17 protein-coding genes are annotated in these 16,319 nt (G+C 75.4%); 10 read left to right on the top strand and 7 right to left on the bottom strand.

Going from position 1 to position 16,319, the window contains the following annotated elements; all coding sequences use genetic code 11:
- Positions 1–76: 76 nt before the first annotated feature.
- Positions 77–1,030: a DMT family transporter gene (locus ACFYT9_RS33275; RefSeq protein WP_389169609.1), complete on the bottom strand. Its 954-nt coding sequence runs from the start codon at positions 1,028–1,030 to the stop codon at positions 77–79.
- Between ACFYT9_RS33275 and ACFYT9_RS33270 the strand changes: the two genes are divergently transcribed.
- From ACFYT9_RS33270 to ACFYT9_RS33255, 4 genes are all read left to right on the top strand, one after another.
- Positions 1,029–2,462: a PLP-dependent aminotransferase family protein gene (locus ACFYT9_RS33270; RefSeq protein WP_387270626.1), complete on the top strand. Its 1,434-nt coding sequence runs from the start codon at positions 1,029–1,031 to the stop codon at positions 2,460–2,462. The two genes, ACFYT9_RS33275 and ACFYT9_RS33270, sit on opposite strands and share 2 nt — an antisense overlap.
- Positions 2,463–2,553: 91 nt before the next feature.
- Positions 2,554–3,018: a GNAT family N-acetyltransferase gene (locus ACFYT9_RS33265; protein WP_387270624.1), complete on the top strand. Its 465-nt coding sequence runs from the start codon at positions 2,554–2,556 to the stop codon at positions 3,016–3,018.
- A 68-nt stretch (positions 3,019–3,086) separates the two neighbouring features.
- Positions 3,087–3,716 (top strand): histidine phosphatase family protein, encoded by a 630-nt coding sequence (locus tag ACFYT9_RS33260; RefSeq protein WP_387270622.1) that lies wholly within the window; start codon positions 3,087–3,089, stop codon positions 3,714–3,716.
- Positions 3,717–3,728: 12 nt separating this feature from the next.
- The gene (locus ACFYT9_RS33255) at positions 3,729–4,889 is read left to right on the top strand and encodes a methyltransferase (RefSeq protein ID WP_389169605.1); all 1,161 of its coding nucleotides are present in this window, start codon (positions 3,729–3,731) and stop codon (positions 4,887–4,889) included.
- Between the two features lie 27 nt (positions 4,890–4,916).
- On the opposite strand, the gene ACFYT9_RS33250 is transcribed toward ACFYT9_RS33255, so the two are convergent.
- Positions 4,917–5,795 (bottom strand): RNA polymerase subunit sigma-70, encoded by an 879-nt coding sequence (locus ACFYT9_RS33250; RefSeq protein WP_389169602.1) that lies wholly within the window; start codon positions 5,793–5,795, stop codon positions 4,917–4,919.
- 84 nt (positions 5,796–5,879) lie between these two features.
- On the opposite strand from ACFYT9_RS33250, the gene ACFYT9_RS33245 reads away from it, so the two are divergent.
- Positions 5,880–7,574 carry an SMI1/KNR4 family protein gene (locus ACFYT9_RS33245; protein WP_389169599.1) on the top strand — a complete coding sequence of 565 codons (1,695 nt, stop codon included), beginning with the start codon at positions 5,880–5,882 and terminating at the stop codon, positions 7,572–7,574.
- Between the two features lie 178 nt (positions 7,575–7,752).
- Here the strand turns inward: ACFYT9_RS33245 and ACFYT9_RS33240 are convergent, their stop codons facing one another.
- Together ACFYT9_RS33240 and ACFYT9_RS33235 are read right to left on the bottom strand one after the other, a co-directional pair.
- A complete protein-coding gene (locus ACFYT9_RS33240; protein WP_389169596.1) occupies positions 7,753–8,244 on the bottom strand; it encodes a MarR family transcriptional regulator in 492 nt (163 codons plus the stop codon).
- On the bottom strand, positions 8,241–8,768 hold the full coding sequence (locus tag ACFYT9_RS33235) for a MarR family winged helix-turn-helix transcriptional regulator (protein ID WP_389169594.1): 528 nt from the start codon (positions 8,766–8,768) through the stop codon (positions 8,241–8,243). The genes ACFYT9_RS33240 and ACFYT9_RS33235 overlap by 4 nt, the downstream gene beginning before the upstream one ends.
- A 176-nt stretch (positions 8,769–8,944) precedes the next feature.
- Between ACFYT9_RS33235 and argC the strand changes: the two genes are divergently transcribed.
- From argC to ACFYT9_RS33210, 5 genes are read left to right on the top strand one after another with little or no spacing between them, the layout of a single operon-like run.
- Complete coding sequence (argC, locus tag ACFYT9_RS33230) at positions 8,945–9,973, top strand: N-acetyl-gamma-glutamyl-phosphate reductase (RefSeq protein ID WP_387279465.1); 1,029 nt, start codon at positions 8,945–8,947, stop codon at positions 9,971–9,973.
- Complete coding sequence (argJ, locus tag ACFYT9_RS33225) at positions 9,970–11,136, top strand: bifunctional glutamate N-acetyltransferase/amino-acid acetyltransferase ArgJ (protein WP_387279467.1); 1,167 nt, start codon at positions 9,970–9,972, stop codon at positions 11,134–11,136. The genes argC and argJ overlap by 4 nt, the downstream gene beginning before the upstream one ends.
- Positions 11,133–12,038: an acetylglutamate kinase gene (argB, locus tag ACFYT9_RS33220; RefSeq protein ID WP_376602165.1), complete on the top strand. Its 906-nt coding sequence runs from the start codon at positions 11,133–11,135 to the stop codon at positions 12,036–12,038. The genes argJ and argB overlap by 4 nt, the downstream gene beginning before the upstream one ends.
- Positions 12,035–13,231 carry an acetylornithine transaminase gene (locus tag ACFYT9_RS33215; protein WP_387279470.1) on the top strand — a complete coding sequence of 399 codons (1,197 nt, stop codon included), beginning with the start codon at positions 12,035–12,037 and terminating at the stop codon, positions 13,229–13,231. The genes argB and ACFYT9_RS33215 overlap by 4 nt, the downstream gene beginning before the upstream one ends.
- A 7-nt stretch (positions 13,232–13,238) precedes the next feature.
- Positions 13,239–13,775 (top strand): arginine repressor, encoded by a 537-nt coding sequence (locus ACFYT9_RS33210; RefSeq protein WP_360315468.1) that lies wholly within the window; start codon positions 13,239–13,241, stop codon positions 13,773–13,775.
- Positions 13,776–13,782: 7 nt separating this feature from the next.
- Here the strand turns inward: ACFYT9_RS33210 and ACFYT9_RS33205 are convergent, their stop codons facing one another.
- From ACFYT9_RS33205 to ACFYT9_RS33195, 3 genes are read right to left on the bottom strand one after another with little or no spacing between them, the layout of a single operon-like run.
- The gene (locus ACFYT9_RS33205; protein WP_389169589.1) at positions 13,783–14,499 is read right to left on the bottom strand and encodes a L,D-transpeptidase; all 717 of its coding nucleotides are present in this window, start codon (positions 14,497–14,499) and stop codon (positions 13,783–13,785) included.
- Positions 14,500–14,538: 39 nt separating this feature from the next.
- Positions 14,539–15,144 (bottom strand): pyridoxamine 5'-phosphate oxidase family protein, encoded by a 606-nt coding sequence (locus ACFYT9_RS33200; RefSeq protein ID WP_387279474.1) that lies wholly within the window; start codon positions 15,142–15,144, stop codon positions 14,539–14,541.
- Positions 15,145–15,187: 43 nt separating this feature from the next.
- Positions 15,188–16,168 carry a hypothetical protein gene (locus ACFYT9_RS33195; protein ID WP_389169586.1) on the bottom strand — a complete coding sequence of 327 codons (981 nt, stop codon included), beginning with the start codon at positions 16,166–16,168 and terminating at the stop codon, positions 15,188–15,190.
- Positions 16,169–16,319: the final 151 nt, after the last annotated feature.

Below are 16,319 nucleotides of genomic sequence, written 5' to 3'. Positions count from 1 at the left end.
CCTGCCATTGTGACGCAGGTCATGGCCGCGCGTCGCGTCAGCTCTTCGGGTCCGCTCCCGGGCTCGGCCTTCCGCGTCAGCTCTTCGCGCGCTGGGTCACCGCGACGCAGACGAGCACGCCGACGGCGGCGAGCGGCGCGGCCGGCGGCAGGGACTCGCCGAGCAGGAGGACCGACCAGACCAGGGTGAGCAGTGGCTGGGCGAGCTGGAGCTGGCTGGCGCGCGGGATGCCGATCGAGGCCATGCCCCGGTACCAGACGTACAGGCCGAAGAAGGTGGAGCCGGCCGCGACCCAGGCCAGGCCGATCACGCCGTGGGCGGTGAGGTGCACCGGTTCGAGGGCGAGCGCCACCACCGAGGCCGGGACCATCAGCGGCAGGCAGAACACCAGCGCCCAGCCGATGACCTGCCAGCCCGGCATCAGCCGGGCGAGCCGGCCGCCCTCGGTGTAGCCGGCGGCGCAGACCAGCAGCGCGCCGAAGAGGTAGAGGTCGCCCGTCGAGAGCGCGCCGCCGCTCTGCTGGACGGTGAAGGCGATGACGACGGCGGCGCCGGCGAGGGCCGCGACCCAGAAGGTGCGGGACGGGCGGCGGCCGGTCCGCACCGCGGCGAACGCGGCCGTGGTGAGCGGCAGCAGGCCCACGACGACGGCGGCGTGCGAGGTCGTCGAGGTCTGGAGGGCGAGCGTGGTCAGCAGCGGGAAGCCGATCACCACACCGCCGGCGACCACCGCGAGCCCGGCCAGGTGGCGCCGCTCCGGCAGCGGCACGCGGCCCCCGAGCAGGAAGGCGCCGGCGATCAGCGCGGCGAGGGTGGAGCGGACGGCCACCAGCGACCAGGGGCCGAAGCTCTCCAGGCCCCACACCGTGGACGGGAAGGTCAGCGAGAAGGCGACCACGCCGAGGAGGGCGAGCAGCGTGCCCTGGGCGTCGGGGGACGCGGCGGACGCGGTGGCGGACCCGGCGGCGCTTCCGGCCGGGGTGCCGACCGTTATCGTCCTCGGGGCGGTAGCGCTATTCTGTGCTCTCATGCATGAGCGTAGCAGTGTGGCCGAACTGGCGAAATCCTTGAAGGCGGAGCTCGACCGCTACTCTCCGGGTGGAAAGCTGCCGTCGAGCCGGGTACTGGTCGAGCGCTACCGGGTCTCCCCGGTGACCGTCACCCGGGCCCTCGCCCAGCTCGCCGCCGAAGGACTCGTCGTCACCCGCCCCGGCGCCGGCGCCTTCAAGGCCGAGGCCCGCGCCGCCGCCACGGCGGGCGACACCTCCTGGCAGCAGCTGTCCCTCAGCGCCGACGCCGCCGCCGAACTCGTCCCCCGCGCCGTCGACGCCTCCGGCGTCCTCGTCACCCTCGCCGCGCCCCCTCCCGGCGTCGTCGAGTTCAACGGCGGCTACCTGCACCCGTCCCTCCAGCCGGAGCGGGCCCTCTCCGCCGCCCTCGCCCGGGCCGGCCGCCGCCCCGGCGCCTGGGGACGCCCGCCCACCGACGGCCTCACCGAGCTCCGCGAATGGTTCGCCCGCGAGATCGGCGGCGGCGTCACCGGCGCCGAGATCCTCATCACCGCCGGCGGCCAGTCCGCCCTCACCACCGCCCTGCGCGCCCTCGCCGCGCCCGGCACGCCCGTGCTCGTCGAGTCCCCCACGTACCCCGGCATGCTCGCCGTCGCCCGCGCCGCGGGACTGCGCCCGGTACCGGTCCCGGCCGACGCCGACGGGATCCGTCCCGACCTCCTCGAAGCGGCGTTCCGCGCGACCGGCGCCCGCGTCCTGGTCTGCCAGCCGCTCTTCCAGAACCCCACCGGAGCCCTCCTCCCGCCCGCCCGCCGCCGCGAGGTCGTCCGCATCGCCCGCGCCGCCGGGGCCTTCGTCGTCGAGGACGACTTCGCCCGCCGGCTCGTCCACGAGGACGCGGCGCCGCTCCCGCCGCCGCTCGCCGCCGACGACCCCGACGGCGTCGTCGTCCACGTCTGCTCCCTCACCAAGATCACCTCGGCCAGCCTCCGCGTCGGCGCCCTCGCCGCCCGCGGCCCGGTCCTCGAACGCCTCCGCGCCATCCAGGTCGTCGACAGCTTCTTCGTCCCCCGCCCCCTCCAGGAGGCCGCCCTCGAACTCGTCGGCTCCCCGGCCTGGTCCCGCCACCTGCGGACCGTCTCCCAGGAGCTGAAGGCCCGCCGCGACACCCTCACCGCCGCCGTCGCCCTCCGTCTGCCCGAACTCGCGCTGCCCCACGTGCCCTCCGGCGGCTACCACCTCTGGCTCCGCCTCCCCGACACCCTCCCCGAGGCCGCCCTCGTCGCCGCCGCCCTCCGCGCGGGCGTCGCCGCCGCACCCGGCCGGCCCTACTTCTGCGCCGAGCCCCCGGCAGGCCACATCCGGCTGAGTTTCGCGGGTGTCGCCGGGCCCACGGAGATCGCCGAGGGCGTCCGCAGGCTCAGGGCCGCCATGGACGAACTCCTGCCCTGACACCGGACGGGCCGCCGCCTCCTCCCCGACCGGCCGCGGCGGCCCGGAAAACCCGCCTGACACATGCCGGACCCCCTGGCATCCTGCGCCCATGAGCGAGACCACCGCCTCCGTACCCGCCGCCGGACCCGCCGTCCTCCACGGGGCGTACGAGATATCCGCCGACCCCGCCCGCCTCGACCCCGCCCGCGTCCACCACTGGCTCTCCACCGACGCGTACTGGGCCCTCGGCCGACCTCGGGAGACGCAGGACAGCGCCATCGCCGCCTCGCTCAACTTCGGCGCCTACCACCGCGACACCGGCGAGATCGCCGCCTACGCGCGCGTGGTCACCGACTACGCCACCTTCGCCTGGCTCTGCGACGTCTACGTCGACCGGCCGGCCCGCGGCACCGGCCTCGGCACCGCCCTCGTCACCGCCGTCCGCGACCACCTGGAGCCGTACGGGCTCCGCCGCGTCGTGCTCTCCACCGCCGACGCCCACGCCGTCTACGAGAAGGTCGGATTCACGCCACTGCGGAATCCGGACAAGTGGATGGCTCTCGGACAGCAGTGAACCGGGGCCTCCCGGTCCCCCGTACCCGCCCCTTGACCCGGCGCCCCACCGGCCTCACGATCGCGGCCATGGGTCTTCGGGTCACGCTGGTCGCGGCGGCGCGCAGTTCCTCCCTGCTCGCCGAACGCTTCGACGACGACCGGCCGCTCGACGAGGCCGGCTGGTACGAGGTGCAGCAGGCCGCGCCCGCGCTCCTCGCCCTCGGCGCGGCCGAACTCCGCTACTGCTCCCCGACCCCGCGCAGCCGCGCCACCGGCATCGCCCTCGGCTACGCCCCGCTCGCCCAGCCCGCCCTCCGCGACTGCGACATGGGCCGCTGGCGCGGACTGACCCTCGCCGAGGTCGCCGCCCTCGAACCGGCCGCCGTCGACGCCTGGCTCTCCGACGCCCGCTCCGCCCCGCACGGCGGCGAACCCCTCCTCTCCTTCATCTCCCGCGTCGGCGGCTGGCTCGACACCCGGCCCGCCGACGACTTCACCACCGCCGACGTCACGGTCGTCGCCGTCGCCGAACCCTCCGTCGTCCGCGCGGCCCTCGTCTACGCCCTCCGGGCCGCCCCCGCCACGTACTGGAGCGTCGACGTCCGCCCCCTCTCCACCGTCACCCTCGTCGGCCGCCCCGGCGCCTGGCACCTCCACCTGGACGCCCCGGCCCTCCGCCGAGCGGGCACGTCGTCCCGGCCGGGGCCGAGCGGCTAGCCTGGGGGCACGATGAACCGTCTGACCACGTCATGGGGCGACGTCACGCTCACCCGCCACCCCGAGGACCCCCGCGATCCGCTGCGCGCCTGGGACGCGGCCGACGAGTACCTGCTCCACCACCTGGCCGAGACCGGCACCGACCTCTCCGGCACCGTCGCCGTCCTCGGCGACCGCTGGGGCGCCCTCGTCACCGCGCTGCACGCCACGGGGACCGCGGAACTCGTCCAGATCTCCGACTCGTACCTCGGCCGCGAGGCCACCCGTGCCAACCTCGCGCGCGCCGGCGCCGCCCCCGGCGCGGTCCGGCTCCTCACCACCCAGGACCCGCCGCCCGCGCGGATCGACGTCCTCCTCGTCCGCGTCCCCAAGAGCCTCGCGCTCCTGGAGGACCAGCTGCACCGGCTCGCCCCCGCCGTCCACGAGGGCACGGTGATCGTCGGCACCGGCATGGTCAAGGAGATCCACACCTCCACCCTGACCCTCTTCGAGCGGATCCTCGGCCCCACCCGCACCTCGCTCGCGGTGAAGAAGGCCCGGCTCATCCACACCACCCCCGACCCGGCCGCGGCACCCGGGCCGAACCCTTGGCCCCTCCGGTACGCCCTCCCGGCCGACACCCCCGCTCCCGGCCTCGCGGGCCGCACGGTCGCCAACCACGCGGGCGTCTTCTGCGCCGACCGCCTCGACATCGGCACCCGCTTCCTCCTCGGCCACCTGCCGACCGGCCTCGGCCACGCCCGAGTCGCGGACCTCGGCTGCGGCAACGGCGTCGTCGGCCTCGCGGTGGCGCTCGCCGAACCCGACGCCGAACTGCTCTTCACCGACGAGTCCTACCAGGCCGTCGCCTCCGCCGAGGAGAACTTCCGCACCCACGCGGGCGACGACCGCAAGGCCGTGTTCACGGTCGGCGACGGGCTCGCGGACGCCCCCGTGGGCTCCCTCGACCTCGTCCTCAACAACCCGCCCTTCCACAGCCACCAGGCCACCACCGACCGCACCGCCCGCCGGATGTTCTCCGAGGCCCGGCGCGCGCTGCGCCCCGGCGGCGAACTGTGGGTCGTGGGCAACCGCCACCTCGGCTACCACGTCACCCTCCGCCGCATCTTCGGCAACAGCGAACTGGTCGCGAGCGACCCGAAGTTCGTGGTGCTGCGGGCGGTCAGGCGCTGACGGCCCGCAGCCGCTCCGGGCGATCCGTCAGTCGTCCGGGAAGATCAGGTCCAGGGCGCGCAGGCGCTCCGGGGCCGTCGTCATGTCGAGGGTGACGATCCGGTCCTCGCGGAACCCGAACGCCACCGCCCCGACGGGGCGACCGCCCGTGAACGCGACGAGCCCGGCGGCGCCCTCGACCAGAGCGGGCCGGACCGTGCGGCCCGGCCGGGCCGCCAGAGCCGCCGCGGCGGCCAGGGCCACGGCCGCGGCCCCGTGCACCGGCCCCCCTTCCGCGTACGCCACGGCCTCCGGGTCGAGCAGGGCGGCGAGCGCGACGGCGTCACGCGCGCGTGCGGCGGCCAGGAAGGCGTCCACGAGTGCCCGCCGCCGTCTCGCACCGCCACCGCCGCTCGCCGCGTCGCCGCCCTTTGCCGCGCCACCGCCCCGGAGCCGCTCCCGCGCCCGCCGGGCCTCCCCGGCGGCCTCGGCGGCGGAGCCGCCCATCACCCGGGCGGTCTCCCCGGGGGCGAGACCGAAGACGTCGTGGAGGAGGTACGCGAGCCGCTGCCGGGCCCCGAGCCGGTCCAGTACACCGAGGAATCCCAGGAGCACGGTCTCGTCCAGGCCCTCCGGGACCGGCTCCGGCCGGCCTTCCTCCGGGGCGCGGGCCTGGGGCCCGCGAACCTCGGCCGCCACGCGCGCGTGCCCCGCGGCGTCGAGGCAGGCGCGCGCGACCAGCGCCGTCAGGCAGAGCCGCGCCATCTCCGTCGCTCCCGAAGCCAGTTCGGCCCGCACCCGGCGGAGCGCCGCCTCCGCCTCCCGCTCCGCCCCCGCGCCGAGCAGCCGCAGGGCGACGCCCCGCAGCCGTTCCTCCTCGGCGTCGAACCGCGCGCCCAGCGCGGTCACCACAGCGTCGTCGTGCATGCGTCCCACTTCCCGTCAGGTGCCGTCACCGGACTGACGCGCCGGCCGCGGCCGTTGTGACGCGGGCCGGGAGCGGCGCTGTCGGTGCCGGGTGACACGATCGAGAGCGAGGACGGACACGGCACGGACGTGGGGGAGAGCGCGGTGCGGACGGAGCGGGAGCGGACGGTCGAGGACCTCGTCGAGGAGTTCCTCCGAGGGGCCCCGGAGGACTGGACGGAGGCGCGGCTGAGCTGGACGGAGGACGACCACGGCCTCACGTCCAGCAGCGGGTTCAGGGTGCCGGACGGCTCCTGGCAGGTGCCCCGGGGGCGGGGGAAGTACCGCTTCCTCCTGGCGCCGGCCCGGGCGCTGCGGGTGCCGGGCGGACCTCCGGGCGGCACGGGCGAGCTGGTGTGCGAGCCGGGAGGGGCGTACCGCCTGGTCGTCGCCCCCGGCACGACCGTCCGGCGCGACCCCGGATCGGGCGGCTGTCTGATCGTGCTGGACCCGGACGCCCGGCTGCCCGAGCCGGGACGGGAGGAGGAGGTCGGCACAGCTCCGCCGGCCGGGGATCCGGCGGAGGCGGTCGCGCTCTTCCGGGCGATCATGGCGCGGCGGGCCGCGCTCCTGGGCGGGCCCGAGCGGCTGCCCGCGCCCGCCGCCGAGAGCGCGATCGCGGAGGCGGAGCGACGGCTCGGCGTCCGGCTGCCCGCCGATCTCCGCGCCCTGTACGCCCTCGCCGACGGAGACACGGTCGACGGTTGGCACCGCTGGCTTCTCGTCGAGGGCGGCTGGCTGAGCCTCGACCGGCTGGTCGCCGTCCACGAGCAGCAGCGCGGGCCGGACTGGACGGGCTGGAGCCTGGCGTGGCGGGCGGTGATCCTCGACGCCGATCCGCCGGGCCGGGTGCGGCGCTGCACCGGGGACCCGACCAGGATCCCCTTCCTCACGGGCGAGGACGGCAACTACGTGGCGGTGGACCTGGCTCCGGCCCGGCGGGGCCGCCCGGGGCAGGTCATCGGCATCGGCCGTGACCACGCGTACGGCGCGGCACACCTCGCGGAGTCGGTGACGGCGCTGCTGCGGCGCGTGCTCGGCGAGCTGGAGCGGGGCGCGTACGAAGTCGACGACGGGAACGTGTGGCTCGACAGCAGCCTCCGCGGCGCCGCCCGCCCACCGAGCCCCGGATCGGTGGAGGAGCGCCCCGGACCGCGGACCCAGGAAGTCCTGCACCACGCCGAGGGCGGCGGTCCTGTCGACCTCGCCGCGCTCGCCGGGGCCTCCGCGCTGCGCCGGGTGGGACTCCACGGCGGCGCGGCGGCCCGGGATCTCGGGCCGCTGCGGGAGACCCCGGTCGAATCGCTGACGACCGCCGTCACGGGCACCGCCCTGGCTCCGCTGGCCGGCCATCCCCGGCTCCGCGCCCTGCGCCTGACGGGCGCCGACGCCCCGGTGGACCTGGCCCCGCTCCGTACGGTCCCCGGACTGTGCGGCCTCGACCTGAGAGCGGTCCCGCTCGCCGACCCCGCGGTCCTGGCCGAGCTGACCGGATTGCGGTACCTGGCGCTGGACCGGGACCAGTGGGCGGCGCTGCTGCGCGCGGGCGGCCCGACGGCGGATCTCGCCGCGGCCCTGCTGGCCGGACCGAACGCTTCGCTCGACGAGGCGCTGGCGCTGGCCGCGCGGCTGGGCCGGCCCCTGGAGGCGTACCGGGCCGAGCGCGCCGGCCCCGCCTCCGCGAGAGGCGGCGAGCAGTCCGCGACCCCGAGGAGCCCCGGCACGCCCGCGCCCACGTAGCCGCGTCCGTCGTCGGTCGCGCAGCCCTCAGCTCGCCCCCGTACCGGGGCGGCAGGTGCGCGACCCGGCGGCCCTCCGCGTCGGCCGCAGTTCGGGGGCCGCCCGGCCGCGCGCATCGGGCGGGCCGCCGTACGGCCATGACAGAGCCGGTGGTTCCGGTACGGGGCCGGGTGGTGGGTCAGCTCTCGGGTGACGGGCTCTGCGCGGCCGCGTTCTCCGGCGCCGCGTTCTCCAGCGCGGCGAGCTCCCGGTCGGCGCGTGCGGTGACGAGGGCGAGGACGCGGCCGGCGGCGGCCAGGTCCTCGGCCGGGATGTCGTCCCAGACGCGGGCGGAGACGGGTGCGGTCTCGGCGCCGACGGTGGCCAGCAGCGAGCGGCCCGTGTCCGTGGGCAGCAGGTGGGGGCCGTCCGCGGCGAGCAGGTCCTTGGCGAGCAGGGCGTCGAGGGCCGCGCGGGCGTCGGCGGGGTCGCCCTTGACGGCGGCACGGATCCGGGCGACCAGGCCGTCCGGGGTCTGCGGTGCCTCGGCGGTGACGGCCGTGCGCAGCGCGATCTGTTCCAGGAAGGTGGCGCCGTGCCGGGCCAGGACGTGCTCCAGCAGGCCCCGGGCGGCGTGATGGGCCAGGCCGAGCATGCGGGAGTCGGCGACGGGCGAGGCGGTGGTGGTCATGGTGTTGCCCCCTGAGCGGTCGGATCGGTGGTCCCGGGCGAGCCGGGAGCGGGTGGAGCGGGCGGAACGGGCGGAACGAGTGGGACGTCGAGCAGGGTCCGCAGCTCCTCGATGAACGCGCCGGTCCGCGCCCCGTCGCGGCCCCCCAGCGGTTCGAGGAGCTGTTCCAGCAGGTCCTGCACCACGCCGATGGCCCGCTGTGCGACGGTCCGCCCCTCCTCGGTGAGGGAGAGCTGGACGGCGCGCGGGTCGCGCGGGTCGCGGGTGCGCTCGATCAGGCCGGCCGACTCCAGGGAGCGGGCCAGCTTGGAGACGTACAGCGCCTCCATGCCGGTGTGGTCGGCGAGCCGCCGCTGGCTGGGCCGCTCGCCGGTGCGCTGCATGCCGTACAACGACGCGACCAGCGAGTACTGCGCGTGGGTGAGGCCCACTGGGCCCAGCGCGCGGTCGACCGCGACCCGCCACTTGTTGGCGAGCCGCCACACCAGAAATCCGGCCGAGGGGCCGGGGGAACCCTTGCTCATGAGAAATAGAGTACATGGCTACTATGTCCATGGCTACCGAATGGGCCGACCGCGGCGCATGCGCCCCTCCGTCCCGCCCGGCACCCTGAAAGGGGGGCCTTGGCGGGCGTGCAGGCAGGGTCGTTGCATAAAACTACGACGCCACGTATAGTCATGCCATCTATAGGAGGGTTTCGATGACGGTACGAGCAGCAGTCGCAGGCGCGAGCGGATACGCGGGCGGGGAGCTCCTGCGCCTTCTCCTCGCCCACCCCCACGTCGAGATCGGCACTCTGACCGGCCACTCCAACGCCGGGCAGAAGCTCGGCGGCCTCCAGCCCCACCTGCTGCCGCTCGCCGACCGCGTCCTCGCGCCCACCACCGCCGAGGAGCTCGCCGGTCACGACGTCGTCTTCCTCGCGCTCCCGCACGGCCAGTCCGCCGCCGTCGCCGAGCAGCTCGGCCCGGACGTCCTCGTCGTCGACATGGGCGCCGACTTCCGGCTGAAGGACCCGGCCGACTGGGAGACGTACTACGGCTCCCCGCACGCCGGCACCTGGCCCTACGGCCTCCCCGAACTGCCGGGTGCCCGCGCCGCGCTGGAGGGGTCCAAGCGCATCGCGGTGCCCGGTTGCTACCCCACCGCCGTCTCGCTCGCCCTCTTCCCGGCGTACGCGCACGGGCTCGCCGAGCCCGAGGCCGTGATCGTCGCCGCCTCCGGCACCTCCGGCGCGGGCAAGGCGCTCAAGCCGCACCTGCTCGGCAGCGAGGTCATGGGCAACATGACCCCCTACGGCGTCGGCGGCGGTCACCGGCACACCCCCGAGATGATCCAGAACCTCTCCGGCCCGGCCGGCGAGCGGGTCACCGTCTCCTTCACCCCGACCCTGGCCCCGATGCCCCGCGGCATCCTCGCCACCTGCACCGCCGCCGCGAAGCCCGGCACGAGCGCCGAGGCCGTCCGCGCCGCCTACGAGAAGGCGTACGCGGACGAGCCGTTCGTCCACCTCCTCCCCGAGGGCCAGTGGCCCGCCACGGCGTCCGTCCACGGTTCCAACGCCGTTCACATCCAGGTCGCGTACGACGCGAACGCGCACCGGATCATCGCGATCAGCGCCATCGACAACCTCACCAAGGGCACCGCGGGCGGTGCGGTGCAGAGCATGAACATCGCCCTCGGCCTCCCCGAGGACACCGGACTCTCCACGATTGGAGTCGCTCCATGAGCGTCACCGCAGCGCAGGGATTCACGGCGGCGGGCATCGCCGCCGGGATCAAGTCGAACGGCAATCCGGACCTGGCCCTCGTGGTCAACACCGGTCCCCGCCGTGCCGCCGCGGGAGTCTTCACGTCCAACCGCGTCAAGGCCGCCCCCGTCGTCTGGTCCCAGCAGGTCCTCGCCGACGGCGAGCTGACCGCCGTGGTCCTCAACTCCGGCGGCGCCAACGCCTGCACCGGCCCCCAGGGCTTCCAGGACACCCACGCCACCGCCGAGAAGGTCGCCGAGGTCCTCAGCGGGCAGGGCGCGGAGGTCGGCGCCGGCGAGGTCGCCGTCGCCTCCACCGGCCTCATCGGTGTCCTCCTCCCCATGGACAAGCTCCTCCCGGGCGTCGAGAAGGCCGCCGCCGAACTCTCCGCGCACGGCGGCGAGAAGGCCGCCATCGCCATCAAGACCACCGACACCGTCCACAAGACCGCCGTGGCGGACAAGGAAGGCTGGACGGTCGGCGGCATGGCCAAGGGCGCGGGCATGCTCGCCCCCGGCCTCGCCACCATGCTCGTCGTCCTCACCACCGACGCCGACGCCGACGCCAAGGCCCTCGACGCCGCCCTCCGCGACGCCACCCGGCTCACCTTCGACCGGGTCGACTCCGACGGCTGCATGTCGACCAACGACACCGTCCTGCTGCTCGCCTCCGGCGCCTCCGGCGTCACCCCCGCCCAGGCCGACCTCGCCGAGGCCGTCCGGGAGGTCTGCGCCGACCTCGCCCGCCAGCTCATCGGCGACGCCGAGGGCGCCAGCAAGGACATCCGCATCGAGGTGATCAACGCGGCCACCGAGGACGACGCCGTCGAGGTGGGCCGCTCCATCGCCCGCAACAACCTCCTCAAGTGCGCCATCCACGGCGAGGACCCCAACTGGGGCCGGGTGCTCTCCGCCATCGGCACCACCGCCGCCGCCTTCGAGCCCGACGCGCTGAACGTCGCCATCAACGGCGTCTGGGTGTGCAGGAACGGCTCCGTCGGCGAGGACCGCGACCTCGTCGACATGCGCTACCGGGAGGTCGTCATCACCGCCGACCTCGCCGCCGGCACCGAGTCCGCGGTCATCTGGGCCAACGACCTCACCGCCGACTACGTCCACGAGAACAGCGCGTACTCGTCATGACCAACGCCACGCGGAAGCACACCGCCCTCCCCAAGGCCCAGACGCTGATCGAGGCCCTGCCCTGGCTCACCCGCCACCACGGCAAGACCGTCGTCATCAAGTTCGGCGGCAACGCCATGATCGACGACGACCTCAAGGCCGCCTTCGCCCAGGACGTCGTCTTCCTGCGCCACGCCGGCCTCAAGCCGGTCGTCGTGCACGGCGGCGGCCCCCAGATCAGCGCCGCCCTCGACCGGCACGGCATCGTCAGCGAGTTCAAGGCCGGCCTCCGGGTCACCACCGAGGAGGCCATGGACGTCGTCCGGATGGTGCTCGCCGGCCAGGTCCAGCGCGAGCTCGTCGGGCTGCTCAACCAGCACGGTCCGCTCGCCGTCGGGCTCACCGGCGAGGACGCCCACACCATCACCGCCACCAAGCACCTGCCGGAGATCGCCGGCGAACGCGTCGACATCGGCCGCGTCGGCGAGATCACCGCCCTCGACACCGGCGCCATCCAGGCGCTCCTGGACGACGGCCGCATCCCGGTCGTCTCCTCCATCGCCCGCTCCGAGGACGACGGACATGTCTACAACGTCAATGCTGATACGGCGGCTGCGGCACTCGCTGCGGCGCTGGGTGCCGAGACGCTGATGGTCCTCACCGACGTCGAGGGCCTCTACGAGGACTGGCCGCACAGCGACGAGGTCATCAGCCGCCTCACCGCCACCCAGCTGGAGAAGCTGCTGCCCGACCTCTCCAGCGGCATGGTCCCCAAGATGGAGGGCTGCCTGCACGCCGTCCGCAACGGCGTCACCACCGCGCGCGTCATCGACGGGCGCGTCCAGCACTCCATCCTGCTGGAGATCTTCACCGACGAGGGCATCGGCACGATGGTCGTGCCGGACGGACAGGGGGAATCATGACCAACGGACAGCTGACCCAGCGGTGGCAGGGCTCGCTCATGAGCAACTACGGCACCCCGCGCCTGCCCCTGGTCCGCGGCGAGGGCGCCAAGGTGTGGGACGCCGACGGCAAGGAGTACCTCGACTTCGTCGGCGGCATCGCCGTCAACGCCCTCGGCCACGCCCACCCGGCGGTCGTCGAGGCCGTCACCCGGCAGATCCAGAGCCTGGGCCACGTCTCCAACCTCTTCGTCGCCGAACCGCCCGTCGCCCTCGCCGAGCGGCTCCTGTCGCTCTTCGGCCGCCCGGGCAAGGTCTTCTTCTGCAACTCCGGCGCCGAGGCGAACGAGGCCGTGTTCAAGATCGGCCGGCTCACCGGCCGGACCCACATGGTCGCCACCGACGGCGGCTTCCACGGCCGGACCATGGGCTCCCTCGCCCTCACGGGCCAGCCCGGCAAGCAGGGCCCCTTCCTGCCGCTGCCCGGTGACGTCACCCACGTCCCTTACGGCGACGTGGAGGCGCTGCGCGCCGCCGTCACCGAGGAGACGGCCTTCGTCATCATCGAGCCGATCCAGGGCGAGAACGGCGTCGTCGTCCCGCCCGCCGGCTACCTCACGGCCGCCCGGGAGATCACCCGCGCCACCGGCACCCTCCTCGTCCTCGACGAGGTGCAGACCGGCATCGGGCGGTGCGGCCAGTGGTTCGAGCACCAGGCGCACGAGGGCGTGGAGCCCGACGTCGTCACCCTCGCCAAGGGCCTCGGCGGCGGCCTCCCGCTCGGCGCCACCGTCGCCTTCGGCGCGACCGCCGAACTCTTCGCCCCCGGCCACCACGGCACCACCTTCGGCGGCAACCCGGTCGCCTGCGCCGCCGGTCTCGCCGTCCTCGACACCCTCGGCGCCGACGCGGCCCTCGACCACGTCAAGTCGGTCGGCGAGCGGCTGCGCTCCGGAATCGAGGGTCTCGGGCACCCGCTGGTCTCCCATGTCCGTGGCGCGGGCCTCCTGCTGGGTATCGTGCTCACCGAGCCCCTCGCGCCGCAGGTGCAGCAGGCGGCTCAGGACGCCGGCCTCCTGGTGAACGCGCCCGCCCCCGACGTCGTGCGGATCATGCCCTCGCTGGTCCTCACCGACGCCGAGGCGGACAGCTTCGTCCGGGCCCTGCCGGCCGTTCTCGACGAGGTGAACGGGCAAGGACGAACCGGAGAATGAGGCGACGATGACCGACGCGCAGGGGAACGAGCCCGGAGGGCCGTCGGTCCCGCAGACCCGCACCGCACGCCACCGCAGGATCGTCGACATCCTCAACCGGCAGCCGGTGCGGTCGCAGAGCCAGCTCGCCAAGCTCCTCGCGGACGACGGGCTGAGCGTCACCCAGGCGACGCTCTCCCGCGACCTCGACGAGCTCGGCGCGGTGAAGATCCGCAACACCGGCGGCGAGCTGATCTACGCGGTCCCCAGCGAGGGCGGCTTCCGCACCCCGCAGGCCCCGCTCGGCGAGTCCGCCAAGGAGGAGCGCATGCGCCGCCTCTCCGGCGAACTCCTCATCTCCGCCGAGGCGTCCGCCAACCTCGTGGTGCTGCGGACCCCGCCGGGCGCCGCCCAGTTCCTCGCGTCGGCCATCGACCAGGCCGAGCTCCACGCCATCCTCGGCACCATCGCGGGCGACGACACCCTGCTGCTCATCTCCCGCGAGCCGACCGGCGGCCAGGCCCTCGCCGACCACCTGCTGCGCCTGGCGCAGAAGGGCAACTGAGTCCCGTTCAGTACCGCGTGATCGCCGTCGCGCCCCGCCGGGTGCCGACGGCGATGTGCGGGCGCCGGTCCGGCTCCGCCCAGGCGAGGATCGCGCGCATCGCGTCGGCCGGCACCGAGACGCAACCGGCGGTCGCCCCACGCCCGTTCACGTGCAGGAAGATCCCGGCGCCGCGCATCCGCACCGGGCGGGCGTAGTTGAAGCCGATGACGAGCGCGTGGGCGTACTGCGTCCCGTACGCGACGATGTGCTCGGCCTCCGCGGGACGGCAGTCCGCCGGCAGCCCCTCGACCCAGCGGTTGTACGCGCGCGAGTCGTTGTCCTGGCACCACCACGAGTCCCGGCCGGCCCGCACGTACCGGTACGCCGTGCCGGGCGGCGCGGGGCGGATGCCGAAGGCGTACGGCAGGTCGTAGAGGCCGGTCGGCGTGGTGTGCGTGCCCTGCCGGCGGGTGGCCCCCTCGGCCAGGCCCTTCGCGCCGAACCGGGCGGGCGCCGAACCCGCCCGCACCCACCGCCCGCCGCGCCGGTCCCACCAGGTGACCGTGCCGGTGGTGGCCCGCGTGTCCTCGGCGACGGCGGTGATCAGCTGCGAGCCGCCGCCCGTGTCGGCCATCCGCGCGGGCAGCGGAAGCACCGCGGGAGCCGCCGGGGAGACCGCGGGGAGAGCCGGGGCCGAGGCCAGGCAGAGCAGCGCGCCGCCGAGCGCGAGAAGGGTACGCATGGCGGCGAGGCTAGGCCCGCCCGAGCACCCCCTGCCACGCTATTGGCCCGAGTGGGGGAGCGGCGGCAGTGGCAGCGGCAGCGCGGGCAGCCCGTCGAGGCTGGTGGCGATGTGCTCCTTGCCCTCGCAGTACGTGTTGAACTCGTCCTCCGTCTTCCGGTTGAAGAACTCGGCGTGCAGCGTCCGCTCCTCCCGGTACTCCATCAGCGGGATCGCGAAGCCGCAGGAGTCGCTGACCCGCCGGGCGTGCACCAGGACGATCGCCCGCGCGCTGATCTGGTCCTTGACCGCCTCCTCGGGGAAACGGGCGAAGAGCTCGGGCCAGCGCGGGTCGTCGCGGAGGACCGCCTCGCCGGTGCCGTGCACCCGCACCACGGTCGGCGGTCCGGAGAAGGCCGTCCACATGAGGGTGATCCGGCCGTTGCCGGGCTCGCGGAGATGGGCGACGGTCTCGGCGCTGCTGCCGCCGAAGTCGATGTAGGCGAGGGTCAGTTCGTCGAGGACGACGAGGGTCCCCTTCCGCCCCTTGGGGGAGAGGTTGACGTGCCCGTCGCCCGACAGGGGCGCGGTGGCCGTGAAGTACACCGGCTGGTCCTCGATGAAGGCACGCAGCCGCCCGTCGATACGTTCGTACGTTTTTCCCATGGGGTCATTCTCCGTCGGGACGGGGCCGCGGTGACGGCCCGTCTCACCGCGGCCCGGTCCGGCCGTTCCACGGGCGCAGGGCGCGCGCCGCCTCCCGTACGACGGCGGGCTCGGGGTCGTCCAGGAGTTCCCTCGTCCGCCGGGGGTCCACGGCGTCGAGCAGCCGCAGCCGCAGCCGCAGCCGCAGCCCCGCCACCGCCGAGGCCCGCACCCTGCCGTTCGGGTGCCCCGTCAGTTCCCGCAGCAGGGCCGCGTCCACGGCCCGGGTCCCGCACTCGCCGAGCCCGAGCGGCGCCCGGTCCGGCACGTCCGCCCCCGCGCAGGCGGACCGGTACGCGCCGGCCGGATCGCCCCCGCCCTGCCGCACCACCCAGCGGGCGCAGGCCCGCGTCCGCCCCGACCGGTCGAAGAGGTACGGCTCCGCCTCCGCGTGCCGGCCGGCGCCGCGCAGCGCCGTCACCCCGGCCGCCCGCACCCGCCCGGAGCGGGCGCCCAGCAGGACCGGCACGGTCGCGTCGGGCGTGCCGGCCGCCACCGCCGCGGAGGCGGCCCGCTCCTGGACGACCGGGTCGTGGTCCCCGGCGGCCACCAGGGCCAGGCCGAGGCCGTCGTACAGCCCCCGGTCGAGGACGACGGCGAGCGCGGCCCGCCGGGTGGGCGCGTCGGGGCAGCCGAGGAGCAGCCGGGTGACGGCCGCGCCGGGCAGGGCCCGCAGCAGCCCCTCCAGCAGTGCGACGGCGTCCCCGCCGCGCAGCCGGGCGGCGAGCCGGAGGATCACGGGCGCCGTGACGGCGAGCGTCTCGTCCGGGGCGGAGGGCAGCTCCGACCGCAGCAGGTCCAGGGCACGCGCGCGTACCGGCCCCGCCCAGTCCGCGGCCCGGACCACGACCAGCGGCAGCAGCTCCGGCCGACCCGCCGCGTACGGCAGCGCGGCCTCCCGGATCCGTCCGTCGGGGTCGCACAGGGCGAGCGCGAGCCGCGCCTCCGCGGGTGCTTCCGGAGCGGGGGCGGGGGCGTCCGCCACAGCCGCCGCCACCCGGGGCCCGGCGCTCCGGTGAGCCACGCGTGCGACGGCCTCAGCTCGCCGTGGACGACCGCCCGGCGGACGTCCTCGTCCAGGTCGGCCCATGCCTTCGGCCGCGTCACGTCCAGCACCCGCTCCAGGGGCAGCCCCC

Origin of the sequence: Streptomyces sp. NPDC004435 (genome assembly GCF_042873895.1) — a bacterium.
Lineage (GTDB): Bacteria > Actinomycetota > Actinomycetes > Streptomycetales > Streptomycetaceae > Streptomyces.
The sequence above is the reverse complement of the archived record's forward strand: the minus strand, read 5'-3'. Positions and strand labels throughout refer to the sequence as shown.

Excerpts from the sequence above, each read along its gene's own strand:
- ACFYT9_RS33275 (WP_389169609.1), bottom strand. The coding sequence starts at position 1,030 with ATGAGAGCACAGAATAGCGCTACCGCCCCGAGGACGATAACGGTCGGC.
- ACFYT9_RS33270 (WP_387270626.1), top strand. The coding sequence starts at position 1,029 with ATGCATGAGCGTAGCAGTGTGGCCGAACTGGCGAAATCCTTGAAGGCG.
- ACFYT9_RS33265 (WP_387270624.1), top strand. The coding sequence starts at position 2,554 with ATGAGCGAGACCACCGCCTCCGTACCCGCCGCCGGACCCGCCGTCCTC.
- ACFYT9_RS33200 (WP_387279474.1), bottom strand. The coding sequence starts at position 15,144 with ATGGGAAAAACGTACGAACGTATCGACGGGCGGCTGCGTGCCTTCATC.
- ACFYT9_RS33210 (WP_360315468.1), top strand. The coding sequence starts at position 13,239 with ATGACCGACGCGCAGGGGAACGAGCCCGGAGGGCCGTCGGTCCCGCAG.
- ACFYT9_RS33250 (WP_389169602.1), bottom strand. The coding sequence starts at position 5,795 with ATGCACGACGACGCTGTGGTGACCGCGCTGGGCGCGCGGTTCGACGCC.
- argJ (WP_387279467.1), top strand. The coding sequence starts at position 9,970 with ATGAGCGTCACCGCAGCGCAGGGATTCACGGCGGCGGGCATCGCCGCC.
- ACFYT9_RS33235 (WP_389169594.1), bottom strand. The coding sequence starts at position 8,768 with ATGAGCAAGGGTTCCCCCGGCCCCTCGGCCGGATTTCTGGTGTGGCGG.
- ACFYT9_RS33260 (WP_387270622.1), top strand. The coding sequence starts at position 3,087 with ATGGGTCTTCGGGTCACGCTGGTCGCGGCGGCGCGCAGTTCCTCCCTG.
- ACFYT9_RS33240 (WP_389169596.1), bottom strand. The coding sequence starts at position 8,244 with ATGACCACCACCGCCTCGCCCGTCGCCGACTCCCGCATGCTCGGCCTG.
- ACFYT9_RS33255 (WP_389169605.1), top strand. The coding sequence starts at position 3,729 with ATGAACCGTCTGACCACGTCATGGGGCGACGTCACGCTCACCCGCCAC.
- argC (WP_387279465.1), top strand. The coding sequence starts at position 8,945 with ATGACGGTACGAGCAGCAGTCGCAGGCGCGAGCGGATACGCGGGCGGG.
- ACFYT9_RS33215 (WP_387279470.1), top strand. The coding sequence starts at position 12,035 with ATGACCAACGGACAGCTGACCCAGCGGTGGCAGGGCTCGCTCATGAGC.
- argB (WP_376602165.1), top strand. The coding sequence starts at position 11,133 with ATGACCAACGCCACGCGGAAGCACACCGCCCTCCCCAAGGCCCAGACG.
- ACFYT9_RS33205 (WP_389169589.1), bottom strand. The coding sequence starts at position 14,499 with ATGCGTACCCTTCTCGCGCTCGGCGGCGCGCTGCTCTGCCTGGCCTCG.